General features: G+C 39.9%; 10 protein-coding genes, 2 tRNA genes and 3 rRNA genes. 4 read left to right on the top strand and 11 right to left on the bottom strand.

What is annotated here, in order from left to right:
- Positions 1 to 16 precede the first annotated feature (16 nt).
- The 5 genes from rrf to QY331_04080 all read right to left on the bottom strand — a co-directional run bounded on the left by rrf (position 17) and on the right by QY331_04080 (position 5237).
- Positions 17 to 133: ribosomal RNA gene (gene rrf / locus QY331_04100) — 5S ribosomal RNA — on the bottom strand.
- Between the two features lie 96 nt (positions 134 to 229).
- Positions 230 to 3231 (bottom strand): 23S ribosomal RNA (locus QY331_04095).
- Between the two features lie 140 nt (positions 3232 to 3371).
- Positions 3372 to 3444, bottom strand: a tRNA-Ala gene (locus QY331_04090).
- 57 nt (positions 3445 to 3501) lie between these two features.
- Positions 3502 to 3575: transfer RNA gene (locus tag QY331_04085), tRNA-Ile, on the bottom strand.
- 118 nt (positions 3576 to 3693) lie between these two features.
- Positions 3694 to 5237: ribosomal RNA gene (locus tag QY331_04080) — 16S ribosomal RNA — on the bottom strand.
- The 16S, 23S and 5S rRNA genes sit together here with 2 tRNA genes alongside, the layout of an rRNA operon.
- Positions 5238 to 5710: 473 nt before the next feature.
- Here QY331_04080 and QY331_04075 point away from each other — a divergent pair.
- The 4 genes from QY331_04075 to dprA all read left to right on the top strand — a co-directional run bounded on the left by QY331_04075 (position 5711) and on the right by dprA (position 7776).
- A complete protein-coding gene (locus QY331_04075; protein ID WKZ70435.1) occupies positions 5711 to 5959 on the top strand; it encodes a hypothetical protein in 249 nt (82 codons plus the stop codon).
- A 136-nt stretch (positions 5960 to 6095) separates the two neighbouring features.
- Positions 6096 to 6380, top strand: coding sequence for a hypothetical protein (locus tag QY331_04070; GenBank protein WKZ70434.1), 285 nt, complete (start codon positions 6096 to 6098; stop codon positions 6378 to 6380).
- Positions 6361 to 6639: a EutN/CcmL family microcompartment protein gene (locus tag QY331_04065; GenBank protein ID WKZ70433.1), complete on the top strand. Its 279-nt coding sequence runs from the start codon at positions 6361 to 6363 to the stop codon at positions 6637 to 6639. The genes QY331_04070 and QY331_04065 overlap by 20 nt, the downstream gene beginning before the upstream one ends.
- A gap of 24 nt (positions 6640 to 6663) precedes the next feature.
- The gene (gene dprA / locus QY331_04060; protein WKZ70432.1) at positions 6664 to 7776 is read left to right on the top strand and encodes a DNA-processing protein DprA; all 1113 of its coding nucleotides are present in this window, start codon (positions 6664 to 6666) and stop codon (positions 7774 to 7776) included.
- A gap of 18 nt (positions 7777 to 7794) precedes the next feature.
- Here the strand turns inward: dprA and QY331_04055 are convergent, their stop codons facing one another.
- From QY331_04055 to QY331_04030, 6 genes are read right to left on the bottom strand one after another with little or no spacing between them, the layout of a single operon-like run.
- Positions 7795 to 9093 carry a replication-associated recombination protein A gene (locus QY331_04055; protein WKZ70431.1) on the bottom strand — a complete coding sequence of 433 codons (1299 nt, stop codon included), beginning with the start codon at positions 9091 to 9093 and terminating at the stop codon, positions 7795 to 7797.
- On the bottom strand, positions 9077 to 9394 hold the full coding sequence (locus tag QY331_04050; GenBank protein ID WKZ70430.1) for a septum formation initiator family protein: 318 nt from the start codon (positions 9392 to 9394) through the stop codon (positions 9077 to 9079). Before QY331_04050 ends, QY331_04055 begins: the two co-directional genes overlap by 17 nt.
- Positions 9387 to 10394 carry a D-alanine--D-alanine ligase gene (locus tag QY331_04045; protein ID WKZ70429.1) on the bottom strand — a complete coding sequence of 336 codons (1008 nt, stop codon included), beginning with the start codon at positions 10392 to 10394 and terminating at the stop codon, positions 9387 to 9389. The genes QY331_04050 and QY331_04045 overlap by 8 nt, the downstream gene beginning before the upstream one ends.
- Before the next feature lie 2 nt (positions 10395 to 10396).
- Positions 10397 to 11059: a class II aldolase/adducin family protein gene (locus QY331_04040; protein ID WKZ70428.1), complete on the bottom strand. Its 663-nt coding sequence runs from the start codon at positions 11057 to 11059 to the stop codon at positions 10397 to 10399.
- Positions 11050 to 12048: a Gfo/Idh/MocA family oxidoreductase gene (locus QY331_04035; GenBank protein ID WKZ70427.1), complete on the bottom strand. Its 999-nt coding sequence runs from the start codon at positions 12046 to 12048 to the stop codon at positions 11050 to 11052. The genes QY331_04040 and QY331_04035 overlap by 10 nt, the downstream gene beginning before the upstream one ends.
- A 1-nt stretch (position 12049) precedes the next feature.
- Complete coding sequence (locus tag QY331_04030; GenBank protein ID WKZ70426.1) at positions 12050 to 13003, bottom strand: methylenetetrahydrofolate reductase; 954 nt, start codon at positions 13001 to 13003, stop codon at positions 12050 to 12052.
- Positions 13004 to 13021 lie beyond the last annotated feature (18 nt).

Raw genomic sequence — 13021 nt, 5'->3', positions numbered from 1 at the left:
GGCTTTCAAAATTAAATCCTGGCAGCGACCTACTCTCCCACACAGTTGCCCATGCAGTACCATCGGCGCTAAGGGGCTTAACTTCTCTGTTCGGAATGGGAAGAGGTGTTTCTCCCTTGCTATAGCTACCAGAAAACTTTACCAGATTTACTGGATCAAATTTTCTCAAAACAAAATAGAAATAAAGGAAGAGTGAACCTGAATTAAATTAGGCGTATTAGAAATTTTAATGGTTAAGTCTCACGACTTATTAGTACTACTCGGCTAAATGCATTACTGCACTTACACCTGTAGCCTATCAACCTTGTAATCTCCAAGGAGTCTTTAGTCCGTCTGAGACGGAGGGATACCTAATCTTGAAGTATGCTTCGCGCTTAGATGCTTTCAGCGCTTATCATGACCGAACATAGCTACCCAACGATGCCGCTGGCGCGACAATTGGTACACTATCGGTTCGTTCACTCCGGTCCTCTCGTACTAGGAGCGACTCTCCTCAAGTATCCTTCGCCCGCATAGGATAGGGACCGAACTGTCTCACGACGTTCTGAACCCAGCTCACGTACCGCTTTAATTGGCGAACAGCCAAACCCTTGGGACCTTCTCCAGCCCCAGGATGCGATGAGCCGACATCGAGGTGCCAAACCTTGCCGTCGATATGAACTCTTGGGCAAGATCAGCCTGTTATCCCCGGAGTACCTTTTATCCTTTGAGCGACGGCACTTCCACTCGCTACCGCCGGATCACTAAGTCCTGCTTTCGCACCTGCTCGACCTGTATGTCTCGCAGTCAAGCTCCCTTATGCCTTTACACTCTGCGCATGATTACCAACCATGCTGAGGGAACCATTGAGAGCCTCCGTTACAATTTGGGAGGCGACCGCCCCAGTCAAACTACCCGCCTAACACTGTTCCGGATCCTGATTCAAGGACCGCGGTTAGAATCCAAATAAACCAAGGGTGGTATTTCACCGATGACTCCACCGAAGCTAGCGCCCCGGCTTCAAAGTCTCCCACCTATGCTACACATGATTTACCCGAACCCAATGTTAGGGTGCAGTAAAGGTTCACGGGGTCTTTCCGTCCATATGCGGGTAACCGGCGTCTTCACCGGTACCACAATTTCACCGAGCCCGTGGCTGAGACAGTGCCCAGATCGTTACACCATTCGTGCAGGTCGGAACTTACCCGACAAGGAATTTCGCTACCTTAGGACCGTTATAGTTACGGCCGCCGTTTACTGGGGCTTCGGTTCAAAGCTTCGCCTTACGGCTAACCTCTCCCCTTAACCTTCCAGCACCGGGCAGGTGTCAGTCCCTATACTTCGTCTTGATTGACTTCGCAGAGACATGTGTTTTTGTTAAACAGTCGCCTGGGCCTTTTCACTGCGGCCCCGTTCAGCTCAGAAAGTAAAATCATCACTTACTTGGGGCACCCCTTCTCCCGAAGTTACGGGGTTAATTTGCCGAGTTCCTTAGCCACGGCTCACTCGAGCGCCTTAGAATACTCATCTCGTCTACCTGTGTCGGTTTGCGGTACGGTCTGATAAAATTCTCCCATACGAAGATTTTCTTGGCAGTATGATTACGATCAGTTTATGCTCTAAGAGCTCCCGTTCGCGTCTCGGTCTTAAAAGAGAGCGGATTTGCCTACTCTCTAAACCTACTCGCTTAGACCACCTAATCCGTCAGGTGGCTGACCTTCACTCCTGCGTCCCTCCTTATGGTCGAACAAATTTTACCAGGTACGGGAATGTTAACCCGTTTTCCATCGCCTACGCCTTTCAGCCTCGGCTTAGGGTCCGACTAACCCTGAGTTGATTAACATTGCTCAGGAATCCTTAGACTTTCGGCGTGCCGATTTCTCATCGACATTATCGTTACTTATGCCAACATTTGCTTTTCTATACGCTCCAGCATACCTCGCGATACACCTTCAACGCAAATAGAATGCTCCTCTACCATCTCATAATGGATCCACAGCTTCGGTAAGTAGTTTAAGTCCCGCGTATTGTCGACGCCGAGTCGCTTGACTAGTGAGCTATTACGCACTCTTTAAATGAATGGCTGCTTCTAAGCCAACATCCTAGTTGTCTGAGCAACTCAACATCCTTTCTCTGTTAACTACTATTTGGGGACCTTAGCTGGTGGTCTGGGTTGTTCCCCTCTTGGCAATGAAGCTTATCCCCCACTGCCTGACTCCCGAGAAACATGTATCTGGAATTCGGAGTTTGTCTGGGTTTGGTACCCTTGTGAGGGCCCTAGCCCAATCAGTGCTCTACCTCCAGTACACTATGCTCGAGGCTAGCCCTAAAGCTATTTCGAGGAGTACGAGCTATTTCCGAGTTTGGTTGGCCTTTCACCCCTATCCTCAGCTCATCCAAGCGGTTTTCAACCCACACTGGTTCGGACCTCCATGAGGTTTTACCCTCACTTCATCCTGGCCAAGGATAGATCACACGGTTTCGCGTCTACCCCATGCTACTAAAACGCCCATTTCAGACTCGCTTTCGCTACGGCTTCTTCCCTTAAGGAATTAACCTTGCAGCATAGGAGTAACTCGTTGGCTCATTATCCAAAAGGCACGCTGTCATCCCGATAAATCGGGACTCCAACTGCTTGTAAGCATACGGTTTCAGGTACTATTTCACTCTCCTGTTAGGAGTTCTTTTCACCTTTCCCTCACGGTACTTATTCACTATCGGTCACAAAGTAGTATTTAGCCTTACCAGATGGTTCTGGCAGATTCCCACAAACTTCCACTTATTTCGTGGTACTCGGGAGTGTATTCGAGGAAGTTAAATTGTTTTCACTTACGGGACTATCACCCTCTTTGGTACAACTTTCCAGAAGATTCAGCTAACAATTTAATTTTTTACTTCCCGACCTAATCGCAATTTGGTCGGAATACATCCCACAACACCGCTAACACAAAGGTTGCGTCCTTTAACATGTTAAACGGTTTAGGCTGTTTCCCTTTCGCTCGCCACTACTTAGGAAATCACGGTTGTTTTCTCTTCCTCCGGGTACTTAGATGTTTCAGTTCCCCGGGTTAGCCTCTCCCAACCTATTTATTCAGTTGAGGATATCCCAACATTACTTGGGATGGGTTGCCCCATTCGGAGATCTGCGGGTACTAGGTTGCTTCCACCTCACCGCAGCATATCGCTGGTAGCCGCGTCCTTCGTCGCCTCTTTGTGCCAAGGCATCCACCGTATGCCCTTAATAACTTAACCAAAAATTTCTAAGACGTCTAATTTTGATTACAATAAAAAGACATTGTTTATATTTTTTATTACAGGCTCAGTGTTACTTGCATATGCAAATAACTACTCTTCCAATATTTCAAAGAACAAATCGACGTTAATCGAGTTTGTGGAGCTAATCGGGATCGAACCGATAACCTCCGCCTTGCAAGGGCGGCGCTCTCCCAATTGAGCTATAGCCCCTTAATAGAAATTAAGGGTCAATCAGTTCAGCAAAAACTAAACGCATCACCCTTAATGTGGGCCTGAGTGGAATTGAACCACTGACCTCACGCTTATCAGGCGTGCGCTCTAACCATCTGAGCTACAGGCCCATTAGGTATAATTTTGAAAACAGCCTTTAGGCCGATCGCTCAAAATAATTTAAGAACAAATAAATAAAAAAGAGCGAGGACTAAAGAATCTAAAATGTGATTTCGAAGTTACTCTTAGAAAGGAGGTGATCCAGCCGCACCTTCCGGTACGGCTACCTTGTTACGACTTAGCCCCAGTCACCAGTTTTACCTTAGGCAGCTCCTTCCTTACGGTTAGGTCACCGACTTCGGGTACCCCCGGCTTCCATGGCTTGACGGGCGGTGTGTACAAGGCCCGGGAACGTATTCACCGCGTCGCGCTGATACGCGATTACTAGCAATTCCAACTTCATGGAGTCGAGTTGCAGACTCCAATCCGAACTGAGGATACCTTTAAGGGATTGGCTCCACCTTGCGGCTTAGCAACCCGTTGTAGTACCCATTGTAGCACGTGTGTAGCCCTAGGCGTAAGGGCCATGCTGACTTGACGTCATCCCCACCTTCCTCACTACTTGCGTAGGCAGTCCCATTAGAGTGCCCAGCATAACCTGATGGCAACTAATAGTAGGGGTTGCGCTCGTTGCGAGACTTAACCCAACACCTCACGGCACGAGCTGACGACAGCCATGCAGCACCTGTACAGCGGCCCCGAAGGGAAAGGTACTTTCATACCCGGTCCACTGCATTTCAAGCCTAGGTAAGGTTCTTCGCGTTGCATCGAATTAAACCACATGCTCCACTGCTTGTGCGGGCCCCCGTCAATTCCTTTGAGTTTCAACCTTGCGATCGTACTCCCCAGGTGGAATACTTAATGCGTTTGCTGCGGCACTGACCCCTAACGGAGCCAACACCTAGTATTCATCGTTTACAGCGTGGACTACCAGGGTATCTAATCCTGTTTGCTCCCCACGCTTTCGCGCCTCAGCGTCAGTTATGGACCAAGAAGTCGCCTTCGCCACTGGTGTTCTTCCAGATATCTACGTATTTCACCACTACACCTGGAATTCCACTTCTCTCTTCCAAACTCAAGATCTGCAGTATCAGAGGCAGTTCTACGGTTAAGCCGTAGGATTTCACCACTGACTTACAGATCCGCCTGCGCGCCCTTTACACCCAGTAAATCCGGACAACGCTTGCCCCCTACGTATTACCGCGGCTGCTGGCACGTAGTTAGCCGGGGCTTTTTCTGTGGGTACGGTCAAGCTCTGCACCTTGCGAAGCAGAATTTTTCATCCCCACTAAAAGGAGTTTACAACCTTACGGCATTCATCCTCCACGCGGCGTTGCTGGGTCACCCTTGCGGGCATTGCCCAATATTCCTCACTGCTGCCTCCCGTAGGAGTCTGGACCGTGTCTCAGTTCCAGTGTGGCTGATCATCCTCTCAGACCAGCTACTGATCGTTGCCTTGGTAGGCCATTACCCTACCAACTAGCTAATCAGACATAAGCCCATCCTTAGGTGTTACCGAAGCAACTTTAACAACATCACCATAAGGTGCCGCTGCATCATCCGGTATTAGCTCCGATTTCTCGAAGTTATTCCAGTCCCAAGGGAAGGTTACTTATGCATTACTCACCCGTGCGCCAGTGTACCGGTTCTCCGAAGAAAACTTTCCCCTAGACTTGCATGTGTTAAGCACGCCGCCAGCGTTCGTCCTGAGCCAGGATCAAACTCTCCGTTGTAATTATAATTTAAAATTGACGTAACCTGCTGTCGAAATCACTAAAGATTTATCTTTAGTCACTCACTCTGTCAAAGAACTTCCGTCATTAAAGACGGACACGAAACTTACATTATAAAATCTTTTTTGTCAAGTGATTTTAAATCAGCAATTAACAAAATTTTTATTTCGCCGTATATCTTTACATTATTTCAAAAAAACATAAGCTTTAAGTTATGGTATTCTTTTTTAATTTGCAAGAAGAAAATTAAATTATTTTTCTTTTTTATTTGGTGGGGTTAAAATTAACATTTCAAGAGAGATTACTATAGTATAATTTTTACTTTTCTTTTATTACTACTGCCTAGATTTTAGGCACTTTTCTGGAACTAGTTCAATTTCTTATTTGTATAAAATTGAGTTTAATCGTTGGGAGGTTCGAATAGCTATTTGTTACAGTGATTAGTTTTTATCCACTAACAAAAGGGGGTAGCCATGAAGAACCCAAATCAAGCATCAAATAATCCTTTAGCTGATTTAATTAGTGATGATATTTACGAACTTCTTGATAGCCGTGGACTGATTAACGAGAAGTCAGTTCGCGATTACCAAATTCGTAAAAAATTCAAATCCTTGCGTGATAGTAAGATCTCAGCGAGCGATGCTATTGATAGGTTAAGGGAAGATTATCCTTATCTTCAATTCGATACAATCCGCAAAATAGTTTATCAACTTCAGAAGTAATTATATTCTTGACAAACTATAGTAGTAGATTTATATTTACGACATCAAGCTTTCAAAGACATTGATCTTTGAGTTTGTGTTCCGGCCCAGTGTCTCCCCCCAACACTGGGCTTTTAATTTTAACAAGGGATTTATTATGGCAAAACAAATCAAAAAACAATCACGCATTAGAAAAACTAGATCAGAGTCACCTTTTAAGAATTATTGGACTCGGGAAAATTATTTATTGTTAAGTGCTGGTATATTGGTTCTTGTTCTTGGTTTCTTTTTAATGACATTCGGTCCGTGGGATAATCCGGTTTCATTAACGATTTCACCTATTATTTTACTTATTGCATATCTTATTATCTTTCCATTAGCAATTTTATATAAGAAAAATAAAAAAGCCGGAACTTCAGAAAATGTTCCTAGCAAAAGTTAAAGGAAACTTGGTTTCTACACAGAAGAACGAATACCTAAAAGGTCATAAGTTGCTAATCGTTCAAGCAATTGATTTCGATGGTAATTTTATTGGTTCAAGTGAATATATAGCACTCGATTTAATTGACGCGGGAATTGGTGATACTGTAATCGTTGCTCGTGAAGGGGATGCTGTTCAACAAATTCTTGGTCACGGGAATGCACCAGTAAATACAATGATTATTGCTATTGTTGACGACGTAGATCTAGCAGAAAAGTAATTTTAATAAAACCACATTATTAAATTGGATCTCAAAAATCTCTCAGCATTAAGTCTGCTACTTAAAATTGATGGTCTTGGTCCTTCAAAAATCCTTAATCTAGTTTCAAAATTTCATTCTCCTTCAGAGATATTTGCAGCTTGTAAAAATGAACTTTCTCAAGTCAGTTTAATTAGCAGTACTCTAGCCCGGAGAATTCAGCTTGCTTCGAATGAACTTTTAGATCATGTGAAAATATTTCAACAAGAAATTGAACAATTAAATGAGAGGGGTTTTAAACTAATCACTTATTTTGATTCTGAGTATCCGGCAATCTTAAAAAATATTTACTCCCCGCCAATCTTTTTATTCGTTTGGGGAAAATTAATGGATGATGATAAATATTCTTTAGCTGTGGTTGGTACAAGACGACCGACTGCCTATGGCAGGAAAATTGCCGAGAAAATTTCTGTGGAGTTAGTTGAAAATAGAATAACAATAGTAAGTGGATTGGCGCGGGGTATAGATTCTATTGCTCATAAAACGGCTTTAAAGAATGGTGGTAGAACTGTTGCAATTCTTGGTTCAGGACTTGATAAAATCTATCCACCTGAAAATAAAGATTTGGCAAAAGAGATCTCTGAAAATGGTGCTGTAATTTCTGAGTTTCCATTAGGTACTAAACCCGATGCTCAAAACTTTCCCAGGAGAAATAGAATAATTTCCGGATTAACACTTGGATCGGTTATCGTTGAAACAAATATAAACGGTGGCGCAATGCAAACTGCCAGATTAGCTCTCGATCAAAACAGAGAAGTTTTTGCTGTCCCGGGAAATTTAGAAAGTCCGCAAAGTGAAGGCACAAATGAATTAATAAAAGAGAGCAGAGCAAAGCTTATTACAAGTGCAGAAGATATTTTAGTTGAATTAGATCTAAAATTAAAACCGATACTTGGAAAAAACATTCCAAAAGAAAAATTAGATATCAGTCTTTTTGAACAAAATATTTTAGACCATTTAGACAACAATCCGATTCACATCGACCAACTTTCACAAAAATTGGGTTGTTCCACTTCAGACTGTTTGGTTAACTTGCTAACGCTCGAATTCAAAGGATTGGTTAAACAGCTTCCAGGTAAGCAGTTTATAAGTATGTAATCAATTCTACACTTATTTTTAATACTTCTTTCTATTCTTCCAAAGAAATTTCAAAAAATCTTTTAATGACTTTTCTTTGCCCATTTCAGTCGGCTTGTAATACTGTTTATTAACTAATTCATTCGGAAGATAATTTTCATCCACAAAATGATTGTCAAAATCATGCGGGTATTTATAACCTTTTGCATAACCGATAGATTTCATAAAACTAGTAGGAGCGTTTCTTAAATGATTTGGTACTGCATAGAGTTTCTCATTCCTAACATCAGCAAGTGCTTTATTGATTGCTAGATATGAAGAATTACTTTTAGGTGAAGATGCTAAGTATGTGGCGCATTGTGCAAGAATAATTCTTCCTTCGGGCATTCCAATTTTATCGACGGCACCAAAAGTTGCTTCTGCAAGTACAAGTGCATTTGGTGATGCATTCCCGATATCTTCGGCTGCAAAAATCAGCATTCTTCTGGCAATAAATAAAGGATCTTCCCCGCCCTCTATCATTCTGGCCATCCAATAAATTGCGGCATCAGGATCACTGCCTCTTAAGCTTTTTATAAATGCTGAAACCACATTATAATGTTCTTCGCCGGCTTTATCATAAATAATATTCTTTTGTTGAATAATGTTCTCGATTACATTCTTCGTAATGTCTATACTTTCATCATTATTGTGTTGAGCAAAAACTAACTCAAGTATATTAAGCAAAGTTCTCGCGTCTCCTCCACTTATATAAATAAGATAGTCTCTATCAAATTCATTAATCTTGTAAGCCCTCAACGTTTCATCATTCATCAGTGCATAATCGATAATATTATTAAGATCATCTATTGTTAATTCATTTAGAATGTAAGTCCTCGTCCTTGATCTCAAAGCTGAAATAACTTCAAACGAGGGGTTTTCAGTTGTTGCGCCAATTAAAATAATCTGTCCCGATTCAACTGAGGATAATAATGCATCTTGCTGAGCCTTATTGAAACGATGAATTTCATCTATAAATAAAATTGTTCTTTTATTGTATTGAAGATTTGTAACTGCAGTTTCAATTACTTTTCTTACATCCTTCACACCAGATGAAACGGCATTAAGTTGATAGAAATCTGATTTGGTTTGAGCAGAAATAATTTTAGCTAATGTAGTTTTACCAGTTCCCGGTGGTCCCCATAAAATAAATGACAACAAATTATCACTTTCAATCATTACTCTGATAGGCTTTCCTTGGCCAACTAGGTGTTTCTGTCCAAAAAATTGATCAAGATTTTTAGGTCGGATTCTTTCTGCAAGTGGTGTATGAGAAGTTATATTACTCTTGGTTGCCATTAGTTTTAATTTTTACATCAAGCCCTTTTTCTAAAGGACGTTTCATGTTATATTTTTCGCGAGCGGTTTTTTCTTTTTTAAAGCGGTCGTTTCTTAATGAATCCATTTCTGCTTCAATTTTTTCTATTCGTTTTTCGGAAGATTTTATTTCTCTTTCGAGTGATTCAACTCGATTTTTAACTTCAAGATACTTAAGAATACCTTTGTTATTGAAAAACAGAAAAGCTAAGATGAGTAGAACAACTAAAAAGTAAACTCCCCCTATTATCTTTGCTTTTGATAGCGACTTTAACTTAGCCATTTAATTCATGCTTAATAATTCTATCTATCAATTCGTAAAACGAAACTCCAACCGCTTTTGCCATTTTGGGGATTAAGCTGTGACTCGTCATCCCCGGTAAAGTATTAACTTCCAGACAGTAATTTTTGTAGTCGTTTGTAAGCCTGAAGTCAACTCGTGCATAGTTTGAACACTCAACGGAATTAAATGCAAGAAGAGCTTGATGCTGCAAGTGACTTGCTACATTTTCGGGAATATCAGCCGGAACGATATATTCACTCATACCGTCAGTGTATTTACTTTCATAATCATATAAGCCATGTTTTGGTTTAATTTCAAGAACAGGCAAAGTCTGTTGACCCAAAATTCCTACTGTTACTTCCCTACCGGGAATATATTCTTCAATTAATACTTTATTTGAAAATCTTTTTGCCAGAACGATTGATTCTTCAACTTCGGCATCTCCTCTACATACAGATAAACCAACAGTTGAACCTTGATCATTTGGTTTGATAATACAAGGGTATCCAAAGAATTTCTTAATCTTATCTTTTATTACTTCATAATTTATTTCATTAAATCCGACAACGAACCATTTAGGAGTTGCTACATCATAATGTTGGAATAAAATTTTTGACATTATTTTGTCCATTGCCATCGCGCTAGATAAAACTTTGGACCCTGTGTAATTTATACCTCTTAGTTCAAGTAAGGATTGCACGGTTCCATCCTCACCGTATTTACCATGTAAACCTAAAAATACCAGATCAGTGTCATGTGGCAGCAATGAATTAATGGCTTCAACATAATTTTCTTTCTTTACTTCGCTAAAATCATCTTTTACAAAGTACAATCTTTCGTCTGTCGGTTGATTTTTTCCATAAGCCGGATCGATAAGAATCAGTTCATGTCCAAGTTCACGTATAGCATGAGCAATAGATTTACTTGATTCTTTGGAGACTTCTCTTTCCGGTGAAGCCCCACCAACTAATAAAGCGATTTTTAATTTTTCCTTAGACATTTTTAATAATCCATGCGAGAATTTTTATTAATCTTTATACCATAAGTTGATTCTGCTATATTATATAATTCTTTCAGTTTGAGATTCGGAATTGTTTTTTCTCTTCCCATTGATCTGGCTACAGATAAAATTTGTGCTGCATGTTCAAGTTTTTCCATTCTGAAATAGGCGCCTTTAATTGTTTTTGCAAAAGTTACTGCTCCATGATTTTCAAACAGCAGTGCATAAGCAAAATCAATATATGGTTCCATTGATTTGGGAAGTTCATCTGTAGACGGAGTTGAATATTTACAAAGCGGCACTTTACCCAATGACAAGATTACTTCTGGGAAAATAGGAGTTGTAAAACCCTCTCCTATTGCTGCAAATGCTGTTGCATGAACGGGGTGACAATGAACAACGGCATCAATATCACTACGTCTTTTGTAAGCGAGCAGATGGATTTTGCTTTCAGTTGAAGCTTTGCCACTGCCGCTTACTACATTTCCGTCGTAATCAATTTCTATTAAGTCTTCTTCTCGAATTTCACCTTTGCATTTTCCGGATGGAGTAATAAGAATTTTTGACGAATCTAGTCGAATGGATAAGTTTCCGTCATATGCTGCAACGAATCCTTTTTCATAAACTTTATGACAGTACTTGACAAGTTCACTTCTTATTGACATTGCCTTTCCAATTCTTCCATTAACTTTAGATTTATAAGTCCATCTTCGCCGCTGACCAAAGGAATTTCATTATTCAATATTGCCGATTGAAAATCACGTAATCGGAATAGTAACTTATTTGCTCTTCTTCTAAATGCTTTTTTGGTTTCACCATGAAGATCAATAGTAAGTCTACTTTGAGATGGTTTCTTTCCAATTACGTTTTCAATACTGATGGCACCTTTATAGCCGAGTATTTCTATACGATTAAAAAATCTTTTCGTGTTGAAGGAAACATTAAAATGACCGTAACCACTTTTCTGAAATTTTAATACAGCAGATGAAAAATCTTCAACATCACTTTTATAAATTATGTTATCCATGTAACCTTTAATCTCAATAATTTCTCCGCCGAAAAATCTGAGTAAATCAATCATGTGCGTACCAACATCACGAAGAGCTCCACCACCGCTAAGCTCGCGTTTAAATCTGAAATTTTCACTTGGTGGAATATCTGCATTAAAGGAAGCTGAAATAGATACAATCTTTCCAATTAGTTGATTATCAATCAATTCTTTGGCTTTAACTACCAGAGGATGAAATCGATGAACGTAGTTTACAGATAGCTGAACCTTATTCTCTTTACAAACCTTCACCATTTCTTCAGCTTGTTGACTATTTAACGCTAGAGGTTTTTCGCAAAGAATATGTTTACCGGCTTGTGCAGATTTAATCACTCTCTCATAGTGGTTGGAATTTGCACCATTTATATAAACTGCTTTAAAATCTTCTTTCAAAAACTCATCGAAGTCATCGTACGTTTTGGAAATTCCAAATTTGACGCCAACACTTTTTGCTCTTTCTTTGGAAGCACTAAATAACGCTATCGGTTTACTTTTTTTTAGAAGTTGAAATGTTGGTAAAAATGTGTGTTCAGTAAAGTAACCGCAACCTGCGATTCCCCAAGTTAATTTTTTACCGCGTGGTATTTTCAATCTTGGTTTTACCATTTCATAATTTTAATTTTTTCATCAACATGTTTATTGGCTTGGGATTTTGCATAATATAAAAATGAATTGCTGGTACATTTTCATTCAATAATTCTTCAACTTGTTTTGCAGTCCAATTGACACCAATTTCTAAAACGTGTTCCGGTTTTGCTTTATCAATCTCTTCTGTTAATTCATTAGGTAAATCAATGTAAAAATGTTTTGGTAAACTTTGTAATTGCTGCTTGGAAGTTACAATTTTTAGTCCTGGTATGATCGGCACAGTTATGCCGGCTTCTTTGCATTTTTCTAAGTATTGAAAATAATTTTTATTATCGTAAAACATTTGAGTAACAACATAATCTGCGCCAGCATCAACTTTTTGTTTTGTATATTTTATATCAATCGCGAGATTTGGAGCTTCAAAATGTTTTTCAGGATAACCACCAACTCCAATACAAAAATTCATTGGCTCAGCATCTAGAAGACTATCTTCTATATACTTTCCGCCATTGATATCTTTTATTTGCTTTACTAAATCAATTGCGTATTGATTTATACTTCTTCCAAATTTAACTGGCTTATGATAACCGCTATCATCACCTCTGATGGCAAGTACATTATCAATACCCAAATAGTGGAGTTCAATAAGAAAGTCTTCTGTCTCTTCTCTGGTAAAACCATGACAAATTACATGAGGTACAGCATCAACATTATATTTATTTTGAATCAATGCACAGATGCCAAGTGTACCGGGACGTTTTCTTTTTATCTTCATTTTATATCCACCCGAGGGAGTTTCTTCGTATATAACTTCTGCGGCATGACTGGTTATATCAATAAACGGCGGATTAAATTTAATTATTGCATCCAACACTTCCATAAGGGCTTTTATGTCACCACCCCGCTTGGGAGGTATAATTTCAAAACTTATTAATGTATGTTTTGCTTTAGCTAAATGTTCTATGACTTTCATTTAAGAATATGCTTCCTG

This window comes from Melioribacteraceae bacterium, from assembly GCA_030584085.1.
Classification (GTDB): domain Bacteria; phylum Bacteroidota; class Ignavibacteria; order Ignavibacteriales; family Melioribacteraceae; genus SURF-28.
Note: the sequence above shows the minus strand (reverse complement) of the source record. Positions and strands in the feature narration are given on the sequence as shown.